21 protein-coding genes are annotated in these 17,674 nt (G+C 38.8%); 10 read left to right on the plus strand and 11 right to left on the minus strand.

The features are described 5' to 3' along the window. Positions 1-2: 2 nt before the first annotated feature. Entirely contained in the window at positions 3-491 is a 489-nt protein-coding gene (locus JXQ92_RS14285) for a hypothetical protein (RefSeq protein WP_421987299.1), read from the minus strand. Between the two features lie 236 nt (positions 492-727). On the opposite strand from JXQ92_RS14285, the gene JXQ92_RS14290 reads away from it, so the two are divergent. Next, positions 728-940, plus strand: coding sequence for a response regulator transcription factor (locus JXQ92_RS14290; protein WP_421987300.1), 213 nt, complete (start codon positions 728-730; stop codon positions 938-940). Between the two features lie 176 nt (positions 941-1,116). Here the strand turns inward: JXQ92_RS14290 and JXQ92_RS14295 are convergent, their stop codons facing one another. The 8 genes from JXQ92_RS14295 to recA are packed head-to-tail and all read right to left on the minus strand — an operon-like array spanning position 1,117 to position 8,194. Next, positions 1,117-1,461 (minus strand): DUF1801 domain-containing protein, encoded by a 345-nt coding sequence (locus JXQ92_RS14295; protein ID WP_421987301.1) that lies wholly within the window; start codon positions 1,459-1,461, stop codon positions 1,117-1,119. A gap of 1 nt (position 1,462) precedes the next feature. Continuing rightward, positions 1,463-2,194: a 3-keto-disaccharide hydrolase gene (locus JXQ92_RS14300; RefSeq protein ID WP_421987302.1), complete on the minus strand. Its 732-nt coding sequence runs from the start codon at positions 2,192-2,194 to the stop codon at positions 1,463-1,465. Continuing rightward, entirely contained in the window at positions 2,191-3,243 is a 1,053-nt protein-coding gene (locus JXQ92_RS14305; protein ID WP_421987378.1) for a sugar phosphate isomerase/epimerase family protein, read from the minus strand. Before JXQ92_RS14305 ends, JXQ92_RS14300 begins: the two co-directional genes overlap by 4 nt. A gap of 5 nt (positions 3,244-3,248) precedes the next feature. After that, positions 3,249-4,385 carry a Gfo/Idh/MocA family protein gene (locus tag JXQ92_RS14310; RefSeq protein WP_421987303.1) on the minus strand — a complete coding sequence of 379 codons (1,137 nt, stop codon included), beginning with the start codon at positions 4,383-4,385 and terminating at the stop codon, positions 3,249-3,251. 3 nt (positions 4,386-4,388) lie between these two features. Further along, complete coding sequence (locus JXQ92_RS14315; RefSeq protein ID WP_421987304.1) at positions 4,389-5,618, minus strand: MFS transporter; 1,230 nt, start codon at positions 5,616-5,618, stop codon at positions 4,389-4,391. A 46-nt stretch (positions 5,619-5,664) separates the two neighbouring features. After that, positions 5,665-6,447, minus strand: coding sequence for a 3-keto-disaccharide hydrolase (locus JXQ92_RS14320; protein WP_421987305.1), 783 nt, complete (start codon positions 6,445-6,447; stop codon positions 5,665-5,667). 51 nt (positions 6,448-6,498) lie between these two features. After that, positions 6,499-7,164, minus strand: coding sequence for a 2-C-methyl-D-erythritol 4-phosphate cytidylyltransferase (locus tag JXQ92_RS14325; protein WP_421987306.1), 666 nt, complete (start codon positions 7,162-7,164; stop codon positions 6,499-6,501). Positions 7,165-7,174: 10 nt separating this feature from the next. Continuing rightward, the gene (recA, locus tag JXQ92_RS14330; RefSeq protein ID WP_421987307.1) at positions 7,175-8,194 is read right to left on the minus strand and encodes a recombinase RecA; all 1,020 of its coding nucleotides are present in this window, start codon (positions 8,192-8,194) and stop codon (positions 7,175-7,177) included. 91 nt (positions 8,195-8,285) lie between these two features. Between recA and JXQ92_RS14335 the strand changes: the two genes are divergently transcribed. The 9 genes from JXQ92_RS14335 to tsf all read left to right on the plus strand — a co-directional run bounded on the left by JXQ92_RS14335 (position 8,286) and on the right by tsf (position 15,497). Beyond that, positions 8,286-9,326, plus strand: coding sequence for an aminopeptidase (locus JXQ92_RS14335; RefSeq protein ID WP_421987308.1), 1,041 nt, complete (start codon positions 8,286-8,288; stop codon positions 9,324-9,326). 43 nt (positions 9,327-9,369) lie between these two features. Next, positions 9,370-10,176 carry a DUF3108 domain-containing protein gene (locus tag JXQ92_RS14340; RefSeq protein WP_421987309.1) on the plus strand — a complete coding sequence of 269 codons (807 nt, stop codon included), beginning with the start codon at positions 9,370-9,372 and terminating at the stop codon, positions 10,174-10,176. 62 nt (positions 10,177-10,238) lie between these two features. Further along, positions 10,239-10,928, plus strand: a complete 690-nt coding sequence (locus JXQ92_RS14345; protein WP_421987310.1) for a response regulator transcription factor — start codon at positions 10,239-10,241, stop codon at positions 10,926-10,928. Between the two features lie 2 nt (positions 10,929-10,930). Next, on the plus strand, positions 10,931-12,025 hold the full coding sequence (locus JXQ92_RS14350; protein ID WP_421987311.1) for a sensor histidine kinase: 1,095 nt from the start codon (positions 10,931-10,933) through the stop codon (positions 12,023-12,025). 23 nt (positions 12,026-12,048) lie between these two features. Beyond that, complete coding sequence (locus JXQ92_RS14355; RefSeq protein ID WP_421987312.1) at positions 12,049-12,759, plus strand: RluA family pseudouridine synthase; 711 nt, start codon at positions 12,049-12,051, stop codon at positions 12,757-12,759. Between the two features lie 176 nt (positions 12,760-12,935). Beyond that, a complete protein-coding gene (gene rplM / locus JXQ92_RS14360) occupies positions 12,936-13,379 on the plus strand; it encodes a 50S ribosomal protein L13 (RefSeq protein WP_421987313.1) in 444 nt (147 codons plus the stop codon). 10 nt (positions 13,380-13,389) lie between these two features. Beyond that, complete coding sequence (gene rpsI / locus JXQ92_RS14365; protein WP_421987314.1) at positions 13,390-13,776, plus strand: 30S ribosomal protein S9; 387 nt, start codon at positions 13,390-13,392, stop codon at positions 13,774-13,776. 24 nt (positions 13,777-13,800) lie between these two features. Beyond that, positions 13,801-14,571, plus strand: a complete 771-nt coding sequence (gene rpsB / locus JXQ92_RS14370; RefSeq protein WP_421987315.1) for a 30S ribosomal protein S2 — start codon at positions 13,801-13,803, stop codon at positions 14,569-14,571. A gap of 95 nt (positions 14,572-14,666) precedes the next feature. Next, positions 14,667-15,497, plus strand: coding sequence for a translation elongation factor Ts (gene tsf / locus JXQ92_RS14375; protein ID WP_421987316.1), 831 nt, complete (start codon positions 14,667-14,669; stop codon positions 15,495-15,497). Between the two features lie 241 nt (positions 15,498-15,738). On the opposite strand, the gene JXQ92_RS14380 is transcribed toward tsf, so the two are convergent. Continuing rightward, on the minus strand, positions 15,739-16,566 hold the full coding sequence (locus JXQ92_RS14380) for a mechanosensitive ion channel family protein (RefSeq protein WP_421987317.1): 828 nt from the start codon (positions 16,564-16,566) through the stop codon (positions 15,739-15,741). Between the two features lie 133 nt (positions 16,567-16,699). Continuing rightward, a complete protein-coding gene (locus tag JXQ92_RS14385; protein WP_421987318.1) occupies positions 16,700-17,671 on the minus strand; it encodes an MBL fold metallo-hydrolase in 972 nt (323 codons plus the stop codon). Between the last annotated feature and the right edge of the window lie 3 nt (positions 17,672-17,674).

Genomic DNA, 17,674 nt, shown 5'->3' on the forward strand with positions numbered 1-17,674 from the left:
TACTAGGTTGGTGGTACAGGCGGGATTCCAATCTCACAATCGTTAGTAAAGAATGAAGGCAAGCCGGTATCTCTATCAATGAAATCCCCACCACCGATCGGATTTTTAGGGTTAGCTTTATTATAAGCGTTTATCGTTTCTTGACTCGCCAGCATTCTAAAAAATAGCGTATTAGATTTTAGATCTTTTTTAAAATAGTAAGTGTTTTTCACTACCATATTCTTTATGCTCTTATCAAATGCCTCAGCATTGAACTTTAATACATTTCCTTCAGGCAGCTCGTCAAAGTACTGGCCGTCTTGATAAGGACTAGTGACTCTTAAGTTCTTGTAGAAATAAAGAAAATCCATAATGATATACTCATTTCCATTATGGGCTTTTAGAAATGGACGGAACATTATAAATGGCATATGGGTAATAATGCTCTTGGGTAAATCCTTGACTTTCTTCAAGGGAGTACCAATTGTGCTCATACTGTTTTTGTCAGTCATGATAATAGTGTTTGGATCAACAATTAAGCTACAATGACTTTGAGTCATTAGCAATCAAGATATCGGATATTAATCGTTTTCATCTAGTTAAATCAGTCTATTAAAGCAATTAATGGTTTTCTACTACTCGCACTTGCTTCTAGCTGAAAACTACTATATCTATTCTTGAAAGTATTCGGCTAGAAATATCTGTCCATTTATCGCTCCCTTTAAGTGACTATAAAAACTGACAGACAATGAAACACTTACAACTAGTAATCAATTTTACCAATAGGGAATTTGAGATCATCAATTTGTTGGCAGACGGAAATAGAGCGAAGGATATAGCAACTGAACTCTTTGTTTCTGAATTCACAGTGAGAACACATTTAAAAAACATTTTAAAAAAGTCACAAGCACGCAACACTACAGCACTAGTGGCTACATGTATCAGGCAAGGCTTAATCTAGCAGTCGAGCTGCGCTTGGTATTTTCTTAGGTGTCGAGCAGTCGGCACCTATTTTAAAACACTAGGTATCAGTTTTTCAGTAGAAATTGATACCTCATTTTGTCAGTAAATAATAGTAGTCGATTATTTATCTTTAAAAACCCCTTTCTAGAGCAGCAGTGTTTTAGAAGGGGTTTTTTAGTAAAATGTCTTTGCTTTTTCTAGTAACGCTCCGATCAAACCGATTGGCAAATCTTTATTTGGGTTGATAGGAAGAATTTTCATTTTGGCTCTCTTTTCTTGAAGAAGTGCTTTGTGTTTAATCTGATTTCCTTTTACAATACCGATATAGGGTTGATGACTTTTTTTGTCAACCCACAGGTAGCAAAACATTTTACCCTTGAAACAAAAAAAAGGCATGCGATATTTCCATGCCTCTGTTATTTGTTCGTCTGAATTTTGAATCCAAATTCTAAGAGCTTGCAGACAACTTTTATTCGGTTCTGATTTATTCAGGTACCAATTGTCTAGATCTCTTAGCATACTAGAGCTCTCTTAACCAAATGTTTCTAAACCTTACAGGATTACCGTGGTCTTGAAGAATAATGGCCCCGTCTCCATGCGCAGGGTTTTTAGGGAAACCAATATATTCTGTAGTACCGAGTAACCTCTGATGATTTTGAACAACGATGCCATTGTGCATTACCGTTACATAGCCATCGGCTACCTTGATGCCATCCTTATTGAATTGCGGCGCATGAAATATTATATCATAAACATTCCATTCACCAGGCGCTACTGTAGCATTCACTAGTGGGATACTTTGCTTGTATAGCGATGCAGCTTGCCCATTAGAATAAGTAGTACTTACATAACTATCCAATACTTGAACCTCGTAACGTTCTTGAAGGAAAACGCCCGAATTTCCTCTTCCTTGACCTTCTCCGACAATTTCCGTTGGTGCCGACCACTCAATATGGAGTTGAATGTCTCCAAATTGACGCTTTGTCATAATATCACCTGTGCCTTTAACCACTTCCATATAGCCGTTTTCTACTTTCCATCCGGCTGCATTTCCATTTTTTCGAGATTTCCACTCATTAAGGGATTTTCCATCGAAAAGCACGATGGCATCGGATGGCGCTGTGCCATTCATGCCAGGACTTACCTTTTTAGGAACTGGGTCGTAAACTTCTGTGGCTTTTGGGTCTTTCACCTGCGCCATGGCAAGTACACAAAATAAAGTTAGGAGGGAGGTTAATGTATATTTTCTCATTCTTCTATGCCTAATAGGTTTTTAAATTCATCATCACTTATACCGGCGTCAGCAAAATCATCAAAGCTTTTTTCAGTAGCCTCAATTATAAAGTCCTTTATGTATTCTGCACCTTCTCGGGCGCCTTGTTCAGGCGATTTGATACAGCATTCCCATTCGAGCACTGCCCAGCCATCATATCCGTACTGTGTAAGTTTCGAGAAGATACTTTGGAAGTCTACTTGCCCATCGCCAATAGAGCGAAATCTACCTGGTCTATCACCCCAATCTTGATACCCGCCGTAAACACCTGATTTACCATTGGGATTAAATTCGGCATCCTTGACATGGAACATTCTGATGAACTCATGATAATGATCAATGTAGGCCAGATAATCTAGTTGTTGTAAGACGAAATGAGAAGGATCATAAAGAAGTTTAACTCTATTGTGCTTATTGGTGGCTTCGTAAAACATTTCGAAAGAAGTACCGTCATGAAGGTCTTCACCAGCGTGAACTTCGTAACAAACGTCTACACCTTGTTCATCGAAATGATTTAAAATAGACATCCAGCGTTTGGCTAATTCCTGAAAGCCTTTTTCTATAAGTCCGGAAGGGCGTTGAGGCCAATTGTAAAAATAAGGCCATACTAGTGCGCCTGAAAATGTAGCGTGTACGTTAATACCTAGGTTTTTTGAGGCAACTGCCGCTTTTTTCACCTGATCGATCGCCCAATGGTTACGCTGTTTTTTGTTTAGGCCTTTTGGAGCAAACCCTTTAAATAACTCTTCATATGCAGGGTGCACTGCTACCAGTTGCCCTTGTAAATGAGTCGATAGTTCGCTCACTTCTAAGTTATGTTCTGCAAGTGTACCTTTCAATTCATCGCAATAAGTCTTGCTTTCGGCCGCTTTATCAAGGTCAATCAGGCGAGCATCCCAAGTTGGAATTTGTACGGCTTTATAGCCAAGAGCGCTTGCCCATTCCGCCATTCCAGCCAAAGAATTGAACGGTGGTTGGTCATCGGCAAATTGTGCCAAGAATATTGCTGGTCCTTTGATTGTTTTCATCATGGTTAGTCGTCAATTTCTGTCCAAGAATTTCCGTTTTTATCTGAGGCAAGTACTGCTTCAATAAATTTCATTCCGCGTACGCCATCTCTTATGGTAGGGAAGGCACCGTCTATATAATCTTCTCCTCGAATGGCTTTAGCTGCACCTACATAGAGGTTGGCCATAGAATCGAATATTCCTTCTGGATGACCTGGAGCCATTTTAGTGCTTTGTTGTGCAAATTCACTCGCATATACATGGCCTGGTTTTAATACTCTTACGGGTTCGCCATCCTGTAAATGGTATAAGTAATTAGGATCTTCTTGTTCCCATTTTAATGCCCCTTTTGTACCATAAACTGAAATTCTTAGGCTGTTTTCTTCTGCTGTGGCAATCTGGCTTGCGCGAACTAATCCACGAACATCATTTTCGAACCGAAGCATCGCCGTGCCATCTATATCTAAAGGATTGTCTTCGTAAAGGGTATTAAGGTCTGAAAGTACTTTGAGTGTTTTTAAACCAGTAGTGTATTCGATCATATTGAAGGCATGAACACCAATATCTCCCATACAGCAACTTTGACCTGCTTTTGCAGGATCTAGGCGCCAAACACTTTTTCGTTTCTCGGGGTCGTGAATCACTGGGTTAATCCATCCTTGATAGTATTGAGAATCTACCTTCTGAACATCTCCAATAATCCCTTCCGCAATCATGGATTTCATTTGCCTCACCATTGGGTAACCAGTATAAGTATGGGTAAGGGCAAAGACTACTTTGTGCTTATTAACAAGTTCTTCAAGTTCTATAGCTTCTGCGGCGGTATTAGTAACAGGTTTTTCACAAATCACATGAAATCCTGCCTGAATCAGCTGCTTAGCCATCGGGTAGTGTAAGAAATTTGGGGTTACCACTACCACAGCTTCTATCCTTTCGTCTGCAGGAAGTGCTGATTCTTTTTCAATGAAGGTATCAATGTTAGGGTAGGTTCGATTAACGTCTAGTTCAAGTTTATTAGCGAACTTTATTGCGTTGTCATAATCAGTGTCGAAGGCACCACCTACTAGTGTATATTCTTCACCAATATAGGATGCTATTCTATGAACTATGCCGATGAAAGAGGAGAGGCCTCCTCCAATCATTCCAAGTCTTATTTTACTCATTTCTTAGTGTGTTTGAGGTACTCTTTGTTTCTCTATTTTCTTTCGGTTTAAAAATAATAGGCCAAATAACACCACAAGTATGGCTGGGAAATAAACAATGTTGCCTAATGTGGCTTGTCCGGCTGCAAGTTCTGCAGCTTCTGATGTCATACCCGCATCTATGGCTACAGCGCGTTCAGCATCTAACCAACCTCCAATAACAGGTTGCCAAATACTGGTAGCAAACATACCTGCACCACCAATAAGCGACATGCCAAGTGCTCCGGTACTTGGAACATATTCACCAACAAAACCGATCATTGTTGGCCAGAAGTACATTACGCCAATTGCAAATAGGATAGCTGCTACATAGACCATTCCACCAGTTGCCGAACTCATGAGGTAGATGGCAAGTGTTGCAATGATTGACGAGCCCCACAATACGCCTGCAGGATTGAATCTTTTAATAACTGGACCTGCAAAGAACCTTCCGACGGCCATTAACCCAGTAACCAGTGCTAGGATAAGCATTGGACTAGCTCCAGTGTTTCCAAGTATTCTTTCTACCCATTGTTGTGTACCTAGTTCTGCAGTAGCAGTAAGAGTCATACAAATCACCATAAATAGGAACAGTGGTGATACTAGGCTCTTAATATTTTTAGAAGTGTTGTTTTCGGCACTCTCGTTTACAGGGAAAGTCTGTCCGAAGAAAAGGTATCCATAAATCAAAGTAGGAACTAACATCAAGGCAATCTGAAGTTGCCAACCGAGGTCAAAATCAGTCATAAATTTAGAAGCCAATGACCCGATTACTATGCCACCTGGGAACCAGACATGGAATCTGTTTAGCATAGTAGTCTTATTGCCACTATTCATATCGGCAATCATAGGGTTACAAGCCGCTTCAACAGTACCATTCGCAAAACCAATAAAGAAAGTAGAAATAAGTAGTGTCCAGAAGTCACCTGCGAAAATTGTGAGTACTAAACCAATGATGTGAGAAATGAATGCCACAAGCATCAGTTTCTTAGGGCCAAAGGTGTTATAAATCAATCCGCCTATTATTGTAGCGATTGGGAAACCAAGAAATGCCATTGAATTAACGAAACCAAGTTGGGTGTCCGTTAGTCCAAAATCAGTACCGAGTTGGCCTAATATACCTGCTCTAATGGCAAAGGTCATTGACGTAACCGTCAAAGCCATGCAACTTGCCGTAAATAGCCTACTCTTGTTAATTGAATTATTTAAACTCATAGTTATTAGTTTTAGTAGTCTTTGCTGATCTAAAAATGCTCAGCGATTATTTTGAAAGGTCTTTAAGCATCACCGTTCTAAATTGTATCGGGTGACTTTCGCTTTGCAGCGCTATAAAACCTTCTTTTAATTCTTTACCATCCGCTTTAGCTGATTCTTTAAAGTTATTCACTACCCCACCTCCTATGATAGGGTTGGTATATTTTATAATCGTATCGCCTTCAATTATATGTGCGATTTCTTGATTGTTTCTAACTAAAATATCGATTGTTACCCACTCTTCTCCGTGAAAAGTAGGTGCATTGGAAGTTATGCAGTGTCTTTCCGTAAACTCATTGTCAATATCTACATGTGTGCCAGGAGTGCAAAGGCTACCGGTTGGTCTTTCTCCATTGTTTAAGCCACCTAAAAATTGAGCTTCTAAAGAAATTGGGAAATCTTGCTGGTTATTCATGGATTCTGGAGATTGAGCGTGGAGCATAACTCCGCTATTCTTCAATGCCCATTGCTCGCCACCTTCTGCTTGTTCGCCGATGAAACGGTATTCAATTCTTAACAAGTAATCTGAGAATTTATCTTTATAAAAAAGATGGCCAAATCGATTTTCAAAACGATAGTATTTGTCATATGAAACAGTAAGAAGGCCGTCAACAACGCGGAATGTATTGCCGTAGTTTTCGCCGACATCGTAACCTGTGATCTTTGGTGTCCATCCGTCAAGGTCTTTCCCGTTAAAAAGCTGAATCCATTCATCTTCCTTAGAATTACAGGATAGAAGGCAAAGAAAAACAAGCCCCAAGAAAGAGGTGTTTATAAAGGCGCGTTTCATGTTAAAAAATTAGAGCAATAAGATAGGGAAAATCTTACTGAATTCAAGTGCCTAGTTATGGCTGAATAAAGATTCGGCGATCAATAAATCTTCGGGAGTTGTGATTTTAATATTGCGGTAATCACCTTCAATTAGATTGATGGTTTCCCCAAAGTGCTCTAATACGGAAGCATCATCGGTGAAGGTACTTAGTTCTTCTGTTTCAAAAGCCTTTGTAATTAGTTCGGTTCTAAAGGTTTGGGGCGTCTGGATAAGCTGAAAGGTAGATCTGTCAACCGATTTGTTTCCAGTCGATGTAATTTCCCTTAATGAGTCTTTGGAAGCTACTGCTGCAATGGCATTACCTTTTTCTTCAGCTATGAGGAAAGACTGCTTAATGATAGATCTTTTGATCAGCGGTCTTACTCCGTCATGAATTGCGACTATTCCCGTAGAACTATTTATTTCCGAGAGTCCATTTTTAACAGAATTGAAGCGCGTTGCACCACCTTCTGATATTGTATGAGGGATTTTAAAGTTATGCTGAATGCAAAGATTTTTCCATTGGATTAATTCATTTACCGGAAGTACAAGAATTATTTCAATGTCATCAAAGTAGTAAGCTTCAATAGTGTGCATCAAAATGGGTTTTCCGGCAAGTTCTATAAACTGCTTGGGTAACTCACTTTGCATGCGTGATCCAGTTCCGCCTGCTACTATGATGGCAAATTTTTGCAAGACTATTGTCTTATTCTGCTGGTGCAGCTTCTACATCTCCGTTGATAACTGCTTTAATCTTGGTTTCTAATTCTTCTGCTAGTTCAGGGTTGTCTTCGATTAACCTTTTAACAGCATCTCTACCCTGACCAAGTTTTTCGCCATTGTAAGAGAACCAAGAGCCTGCTTTTTTGATGATTTCAAATTCAACCCCGATATCGAGTATTTCCCCAGATTTAGAAATTCCTTGACCATACATAATGTCGAACTCAACTACTTTAAATGGAGGAGAAACTTTATTCTTAACCACTTTAACACGAGTTCTGTTACCCATTATGTTGTCAGCACTTTCTTTGATCTGACCTATTCTTCTGATATCAAGTCTTACTGAAGCGTAAAACTTCAACGCATTACCACCCGTTGTTGTCTCAGGGTTGCCGAACATTACACCAATTTTTTCTCTCAGCTGGTTAATGAAAATACATGCACACCCAGTTTTATTGATAGTACCAGTAAGTTTTCTCAAAGCCTGAGACATCAATCGTGCTTGAAGCCCCATTTTGCTATCGCCCATTTCGCCTTCTATTTCTGCTTTAGGCACCAGTGCAGCTACAGAGTCAATTACAATAATGTCTAATGCACCTGATCTGATTAAATGCTCAGCAATCTCTAAAGCCTGCTCACCGTTGTCGGGTTGAGAGATTAGTAGATTTTCAGTATCAATACCGAGTTTTTCAGCATAACCTTTATCAAAAGCATGTTCAGCATCAATAAAAGCGGCTAATCCGCCTTTTCTTTGTGCTTCGGCTATACAGTGCATCGTTAAAGTGGTTTTACCAGAAGATTCTGGGCCATAAATTTCTATGACTCTACCTCTAGGAATACCGCCAATACCGAGTGCAATGTCTAATCCAAGAGAACCGGTGGGGATTGATGGTAAGTCTTCTACCTTGTTATCACTAAGCTTCATTACAGCACCTTTGCCGTAAGATTTTTCAAGCTTGTCTATAGTTAATTGTAATGCCTTTAATTTTTCGGAATTCTCACTCATCTTTATGGGGTATTTTATCTTGAATAGTTTGTGAAGATAGTGGTAAAGAGTTCAATACACAACCATCCATTATCCCTAATTTTCGTATTAGATGAAGGTGAAGAAAATCTTAAAAAAAGTAGGCATTGCACTGGCAGTTTTAATTGTTGTTTTTGTGGTTTGGCAATTTGAATTGGTCAACTATGGAATGATGCAACTTCGTGGACAATTAAAGGTTGTAAACCAGTCAGTTCCGTTAGAAGAATTCCTTTCTGACTCGACAACTACAGCGGAGCAAAAAAAGAAGGTTCAGGTAATTCTAGAGTCTAAAAAGTTTGCATTTGAAAAACTCGGTATAAATTTTTCCGAAAACTATTCTACCATCTTCGATCAAGAAGGAAAGGCTTCCATGTTTGTGGTTACCGCCTGTGATCCATTTTTCTTCAAGCCTAGAACTTGGAAATTCCCATTTGTGGGTAAGTTTCCATACAAAGGATACTTTGTAAGAGAGAAGGCAGTAGAAGAATCTAACAGAATAAAAGAAGAGGAGGGGTTAGATGTAGGACTTAGAACGGCTGGAGGCTGGTCTACTCTTGGGTGGTTTAAAGATCCCGTGCTTTCGAATATGCTCAACAGGTCGGAAGGAGATTTAGCTAGTTTGATTATACATGAACTAACTCACGGTACGTTGTTCGTTAAAGACTCTGTAACCTTTAATGAGAACCTTGCCTCCTTTATAGGTGATAAAGGTGCAGTGCTTTTTTTAGAAGAAAAGTATGGTAAGGATAGCGAAGAGGTGATTGGCTTTATTGCGAGTAACAAGGATGAGGTACTGTTTAGAACCTATTTATTGGGAGCATCTCAAAAGTTAGATTCCTTATATAGAAACATGGGAGAAATAGCGTTATCGGAAAAGCAGACTCTAAAAGATGATATGATTGAACAGATTAAAGTAGATTTCAGACAGGTTCCGTTTAAGTCTAAGCGTTATATGACCTATTTCGATGATTTTACGCCAAATAATACTTTCTTTATGTCGCTGCTTCGATATAACTCCCAACAAGACGAATTAGAAGCAGAATTCAGAGACAAGTATGGCAGCGATCTGCTAGCGTATTTAGAAGATCTCAAAAAGCGCTTTCCGTCGTTATGATAAATCTGGTACGGCGTTTGTCACCCTTGGCAGAAAATTGAGTATGAGGAAGAGTATTTTTTGTTTTTACATTCTTATCCTATTTCACTTAGGCTTTAGTCAAGACTATCAGCTGACCAAAGATATGCCATTTCAATCTGGAGAATTTCTCCAAATGAAAGCGTCAATTGGTTTTATTAAAGCCGCTGAAGTATCATTTAACGTGAGCAATATCATTTATTCTGTAAATGATCGGCCAACATGGAAAATCGATATCAATGCGAAAACTTCAGGTATGTTCGATCTATTCTCACCAGTTCGAGATAATTGGGGTACCTATTACGATACTACTCAGTTAATTCCTCAGCAGTTTTACAGATATATAAGAGAAGGCAGATTTCGAAAGAATGAGATTTTATACTTCGATCATGATAAAGACTCTGTACTAGTCACTAAACTACATAAGGAAACAAAGAAGTTAGAAAAAAGAGAAGAGTACGCCATTCCACATCATGTGCAAGACATGGTTACAGGGTATTATTATTTAAGGTCTATTGATTTCGATAAATTGAAAATCGGTGAAATTATCACTGTTTCAACCTTTTTTGATGAAAAAGAGCAGCCATTCCGAGTGAAATTTACCGGTCGAGAGGTGATTAAAACCAAGTTTGGCAAGGTGAAGTCAGTTGTACTTGTACCTATTATTGAAAAGGATAGCCTTTTTGAAGAAGATAATACATTAAAAGTTTGGCTGTCGGACGATTTGAATAAAATCCCTCTCAAATTTCAGGCTAAAATCTACGTAGGGTATCTAAAAGTGGAACTTAAGAAGGCACAAAACCTGAAGCATCCAATGGCCATTGTTCAGTGATTTAAAAATTGTTGTACACAAGGATATAATTCGTATATCTTTGTTTAATAACAGCAAAATCCATGACAAGTAAGCAATCTCCAAAAGTACTAGTTGTAGACGATGATCTAGATATTCTAGAACTTCTAAAATACAACTTGAAGAAGGAAGGCTATGAAGTAGAAACAGCAGAAGACGGTATGAAGGCAGTTTCAATCTGTAAGAAATTCAGCCCAGACCTTATTTTGTTAGACATAATGATGCCCCAACAAGATGGCGTGGAAACCTGTCGTCAAATTCGGGAGCTCCCAGATATGTCCGACGCGCACGTTACTTTTTTAACTGCCCGAACTGAAGAATATTCTGAGGTTGCAGCATTTGAAGCTGGTGCCGACGATTATATCACAAAGCCCATTAAGCCTCGTGCACTTATGAGTAGAATCAGTGCACTTTTCAGAAAGGAAAGCAAGAGCAGCAAGAAGAAACCACAGATTGTGGCTGGAAACCTTACGATAGACCGATCAAGTTACACAGTGAGTATTGGTGATGATCAATTTACCCTTCCGAAAAAGGAATTCGAATTACTTTACTTTTTAGCGCAGCACCCCAACAAGGTTTTTAGTAGAGATGAGTTACTCCAAAATATTTGGGGAACAGATGTATATGTTTTGGCCAGAACTGTAGACGTTCACATTAGAAAAGTAAGAGAGAAAATTGGTGAAGGATATATTTCTACTGTTAAAGGAGTAGGGTATAAGTTCGATATAGCTTAACCATGTTATTCAATTCCAGAGTTGTAGCATTAATTCTAGCAGCTGTTGTATCTGGCGTTACTACCGCATTTTTATCTCTGGTACCTGATGTTTCAATGCAAAGCTTGCTCGTAGCGGGTTTGCTTTCCTTTGCAGCCACCTATTTACTTGTATACGTCACCTTCGAGTTTCTTGTATTTAAGGAAATAGGAGAGATATATAAGGTGTTGAATAAAATGAGAAAGAAAGACTTCTCTTTTATCGACCAAGATGATACTTCTACCAGTACCAATCCTTTAAAGCGTATTAACCGAGAGATTTTAACCTATGGTGTAAATCGAAATAAGGAAATAGAAGATTTAAGGAAGCTAGAGGTTTTTAGGCGAGAGTTTTTGGCTGATGTGAGTCACGAATTGAAGACACCGGTCTTTGCTGCACAAGGCTTTGTTCATACCCTATTAGACGGTGCCGTAAACGATAAACGTGTTAGAAAACGCTTTTTAAAACGGGCTGCTAAGAGTTTGGATAATTTAGATTCACTAATACATGATTTACTGACCCTTTCTCAGATTGAAACTGGAGAAATCAAGATGCATTTCGAGCATTTTAATATCATTGCAACGGCCAGAGAAGTAATCGATCAGCTTGAGAATAAAGTGGAAAAGAAAGGACTCAAAATTCGTATGGATGAGGAGTATCCCAATCCTATTTTCGTTCATGCTGATGCAATAAGAATTTATCGTGTTCTCGTTAATCTTGTATCGAATGCCATTAAATATACCGATAAAGGAAATATCCAGGTGGGATTTAATGTTGAACAAGACTTTATCCAAGTTATTGTTAGAGATACCGGAGTTGGTATTCCGCCAGAAGATATAGATAGAATTTTTGAAAGGTTCTTTCGGGTCGATAAATCACGGTCAAAAGAAAGTGGAGGAACCGGCTTAGGTCTTGCCATTGTAAAACATGTATTAGAGGCTCATAATACATCTATAAGTGTTCAGAGTACCGTCAATGAAGGTTCTGTTTTTAGTTTTAAACTACCAATTGGTCAAAGTACTGCGGAAATGGAAGAAGAAGCTCGTCTTGAGCTTGAAATGATGTCGGAAGATCAATAGATCTTCTTACTTTTGTGCCCTTCATGAAAATCAAATTCGAATCCTTAATAATCCATGAAGACGACAGCTTCTTAGTCGTCAATAAACCGCCTTTTATGGCAAGTTTAGAAGATAGGAATGATCCGATGAATCTTCAAAAGCTTGCTAAGAAGTTCAGTGAGTCATTGTCGGCATGCCACCGCTTGGACAAGGAAACGTCTGGTTGTATACTTTTTGCAAAAGATAAAGAGGCCTATCGGCACGCGTCACTTCAGTTCGAACATAGAACAATTAAGAAATTGTATCATGCCTTCGTCAATGGAATTCATGAATTCAGGGATGAACTTGTCGACTTACCGATCTATGCCTTGAATAAAGGGGTTACTAAAATTGATTATGCTATTGGAAAGCCAGCGCAAACAACGTTGAATACCGTGGAGTTATTCAAAAACCATTCGTTAGTGTCTTGCGTTCCCAAAACTGGCAGAATGCACCAGATAAGAATACACCTCTCTAAAAAGAATGCACCTCTTATAAATGACGACATGTATGGGGGCGAGGATTTATACTTATCTCAAATTAAAAGGAACTATAAGTTGAAGCGAGATACAGAGGAACAACCCCTGATAAAACGTTTCGCTTTACATGCAAATGCACTGACTTTTGATAGTAGTGGAGAAAAAGTAACAGTGGAGGCTGAATATCCAAAAGATTTAAGGGTGCTATACAAACAATTAAGCATTAATAAGAGATAGTAAAAGGGCCTTTTAATGCATTCTTAACCTGATTTGACACGATCTGACTTTAGTAGTGAAAAGTGTGTAAGAATTATTAATACTAGGGTTGGAATTCAAAAAGCAAACTTCTATCTTTGTGTCCCTTTTTAAGGGAGGACTGAATAAAGTATTAAAAGTCAATAAAATATACTGAAGTGGATACGCTAAGTTATAAGACATTATCGGCCAATAAGGCGACTGCAGATAAGCAGTGGGTTGTTGTAGATGCCGATTCAAAAGTATTAGGTAGGCTGGCAAGTGAAGTAGCCAAGATTATTAGAGGGAAAAACAAGCCTAGCTATACGCCTCACGTTGATTGCGGTGATAACGTTATCGTTATTAATGCAGACAAAGTAAGGATGACAGGTAAGAAATGGACTGATAGAGTTTATTTCTCTTACACTGGCTACCCTGGAGGTCAAAAATCAACTACACCAAGACAGCTTATGGAGAAATCTTCTACATTATTAGTAGAAAGAGCTGTTAGAGGTATGTTGCCTAAGAATAGATTAGGAAGAACACTCTTCACTAACCTATTTGTTTATGAAGGAACTGAGCATCCGCACGAAGCTCAACAACCAAAAGCAGTAGAACTATAATATCCTTACTATGGACGTAATAAATACAATCGGAAGAAGAAAGACATCTGTAGCAAGACTATATATGCAGTCAGGTAATGGCGATATTGTAGTGAATGGCAAAACAGTTCAAGATTACTTCAACTCAGATGTTCTAGAAATTATTGTGAAGCAACCTTTAGTAAAGGTAGAGCAAGCAGGAAATTTCGATCTTAAAATCAATGTTGATGGCGGCGGACCAACTGGTCAAGCAGAAGCTATCAGATTGGCGATTTCAAGAGCACTTTGTGAAGTTGATGCTGAGTTTAGACCAGCATTGAAATCTGAAGGTTTCATGACACGTGACCCAAGAATGGTGGAGCGTAAAAAGCCAGGAAGAAGAAAAGCGAGAAGATCATTCCAATTCTCGAAACGTTAATTCGAATTAATTTCAAATTATATAATGTCAAAAATTACTAACAAAGACTTACTTGATGCTGGTGTTCATTTTGGACACTTGACGAGAAAGTGGGATCCACGTATGGCACCTTACATCTTCATGGAGAAGAATGGTATCCATATTATCGATCTTAATAAAACCCTTAACAGCCTCGAAGAAGCATCAAATGCTGTTAGGAGCATCGTTCGTTCCGGAAGGAAAGTGATGTTTGTTGCTACTAAGAAACAAGCGAGAGCTATCGTTTCTGAAGAAGCGCAAAGATTGAACATGCCATTTGTAACTGAAAGATGGTTAGGCGGTATGCTTACCAACTTTGCCACAATGAGGAAATCGTTGAAAAAATTAGCTGGTATTGATAAGCTGATGAAAGACGATAGTTTCAAAGTATTAGCAAAGCGTGAGCGTCTTATGAAAACTCGTGAAAAGGCGAAGTTAGAAAGATTATTAGGCGGTATTACTGACCTAACAAGACTTCCAGCGGCACTTTTCGTAATCGATGTTAAAAGAGAGCACATCGCAGTAGCAGAAGCAAAGAAATTAAACATTCCTGTTTTTGCACTATGCGATACTAACTCTGACCCTACTCAAGTTGATTTTGCTATCCCTGGTAATGATGATGCATTCAAGTCGATTGAAATCATCACACATGCTTTCGGTAAAGCAATAGAAGAAGGATTGTCTTCTCGTAAGGAAGATAAAGAGCAGAAGGAGAGAGAGAAGGCAGAAGAAGAAAAGAAAGCTGTAGATCAGGCAACTGATAAACAAGAAGCATAAATATTGATAAAAGCTTATACAAAACTGAACATTGGATTCGCTTCGATGTTCATTTTTTGTTTAGACCAATCTGTAATTAATAAAAAACGAATAAAATGGCTATTACAGCACAAGAAGTTAACAAACTAAGACAAATGACCGGTGCCGGCATGATGGATTGTAAAAAGGCATTGGTAGAAGCTGACGGCGACTTCGATAAGGCAATTGAATTCCTTAGAAAAAAAGGCCAGAAACTTTCTGAAAAAAGAGCGGATAGAGCAACTACTGAAGGTTCTGTTTTTGTAAGAACAAATGATGATGCATCTGGTGCAATCATGATTGCGTTTACTTGCGAAACTGATTTCGTTGCTAAAAACGAAGACTTTCAAGCGCTAGGCAATGAGATCGCTGACGCAGCAATGGCAAACGCTCCTGCTGACCTTGAAGCCCTTAAAGCTTTAAGCCTTGGTGAACTTAACGTTCAGGATAAAGTAACTGAGTTACTAGGAAAAATTGGTGAGAAACTTGACGTAACTTCTTACGAGCGTCTTTCTGCTGAGAAAGTAGCTTCTTACATCCACTCTAATGGTAAGTTAGGTGTACTAGTTGCTATGACTGGTGCTGGTGATGCGGATGTTTTAGATGCTGGTAAAGATGTAGGAATGCAAGTTGCTGCTATGAACCCTGTTGCTTTAGATAAAGACGGTGTTGATGCAACTGTTGTTGAGAAAGAAATCGAGATCGGAAAAGAGCAAGCACGTCAAGAAGGTAAGCCAGAAGCTATCCTTGATAAAATTGCACAAGGTAAACTACAGAAGTTCTTCAAAGAGAACACTTTGCTAAGCCAGTCATTCGTGAAAGAGCCTAAGCAGTCTGTAGCGCAGTACTTAGATTCTGTAAACAAAGGTTTGACAGTTTCTGCTTTCAAAAGAGTATCTATCGGATAATTACTCCGAGCTAATAAAATCAAAAGCGGTTCCGAATTTCGGAACCGCTTTTTTTATGCCTTTTCGTATCGTCATTTTGAAAGGAGCAGAGCAAAATGAAAAATCTCAAAAATTATGCTTTTGCACTCTTCAGTCATCCTTCCTTCAGTATGAGCGCTTGTTTCATCTCTTAGTTTACACTATTTCAAAAAAAGCCCCTTCTTAATAATAAGAAGGGGCTTTTATTTAATTAAATACCTTTTTAAGACTTGTGCTCATATAAGTGTACATCTCTTTGTGGGAATGGTATCGTAATGCCAGCACCATCTAGCGCGTCTTTAGAACCTTCTAGTATATCAAAATATACATCCCAATAATCTGCAGGGTTACACCATGGGCGAACAGCCAAGTTGATTGCACTATCTGCAAGTTCAGAAACACCTACAAATGGTGCAGGTTCTTGAATCACTTTTTCATGCTTGCTCATTACATCAAGTAAGAGTTTTCTTGCCTCCTTAATATTCTCATCGTAAGCGATTCCTATCGTTAAGTCAACACGAACACTATCTTTTGCAGTAAGATTTTTTAAGCTACCGTTAGAAAGGGCTCCGTTAGGAATAATCACCAACCTGTTATCTGGTGTTAAAATTTTAGTAACAAAGATTTCAATTTCTTCAACCACGCCTAGATGCCCTTGTCCTTCGATTAAGTCCCCAACCTTAAATGGTTTGAAAATAAGGATGAGAACGCCTCCTGCAAAATTTGCTAATGTACCCTGTAGGGCGAAGCCAATGGCCAAACCAGCCGCACCAATTATGGCTACAAATGAAGTGTTTTCTATACCGATCATGTCTGCAACGGTAACTATCAAGAGTACCTTGAGAATCCAGTTGATCAGGTTTGAAATAAATGGACGAAGCGTAATGTCAATATTTCGCGCTTCAAATGTTTTGTTGAGTAGTTTGACGACAAACTTTATTAGTCTTAAGCCAATAATTAAGACTAGAATGGCCAAAAGAATTTTTGGGCCACGCTGCATGATCAATTCTACTGCTTGATCATAGTATTTTTCGAAATCGAATTCCATCATTAGTTTTTTAGTTCAAACTCGTGATGCAAGTCGTATGCCTTTCTAAACAATAGCTTTAATGCTCGCCTTTGCTAGGTTTACACAATAATGCTGTCTCATATTTGACCAGCAATCCAATTTTGGGAATAAAACATTAAAAGGTAAAAACTTGTCCTTCTCTAGCCACTTGGTAACCTGATTCTAACACAGATTTATGCTCTGGACTGTTTGGAAAAAGCAGAGGATTGGTGTGATTAAAATGAATGAAGTGAACTTTGCTTTTGTCTTCAGGACTGAGACTTTCAAATAAAGCCATACTTTCTTCAACAAAAGGGTGGGGAATTTCACGCATATCTCGGCCAGGAATCTCCCCATTCTTAAAGAAAGAGGCATCTAACAACGCAGCGTCTACTGATTTAATGAGTTCTTTTATATCAATATCCCATTTCTCCCACTTATCTATATCTGGAATAAACAGAATGGACTTGCTATTAGCTTCTATTTTATAGCCAACAGTTTCGCTAAACTCATCTCGGTGAGGTACGAGATAAGGTGTGATTTTAAAAGACCCTAAATCTGTCGCTTCTTGATTTACCAGAGGTTTTAGTAAGATGTTATTAAGGGTGACTAGCTGACTCCATGGTCCATTATTGGTAAGGAAATCAGTCATTTTCGGCATCGCATATACATGAGTAGCCTTTGTGCCCATGGCTTCTCTGCCCATGTGCATTAGACCTGTATAGTGTCCCATATGGGCATGCGTTAAGAAAATACCATCGTACGGATAAGCATTTGTGGTCGATACTTGATCCATCAGTTGGAGTTGCTCTTTAAAATCAGGGGTTGCCTCAATGAGCCAGCGCTTTTTTGTAATCGGATCGATCAAGCCTAAAGAAACGGCGTAAGTTTTTCTTGCTTTTCCTTCTTTAATGAGTTGCCATTCTTTCTGCTGCCCAGCCTGGGGATAACCTGCGTCTTGAGCTACGCCTAAAACAATTAAGAAAGGTTCATCTTTTGGTAAATCTGTCGATACGTATTCAGGCTTGGTCTGACATGCAGATAGGCCTATGAATAAAAAAAGAGCCAGAAGAGGCTCTAAGTTTAAGGTTGAAAAAGGCGCTTTCATAAA

Source organism: Roseivirga sp., from assembly GCF_049099775.1.
GTDB lineage: Bacteria > Bacteroidota > Bacteroidia > Cytophagales > Cyclobacteriaceae > Roseivirga.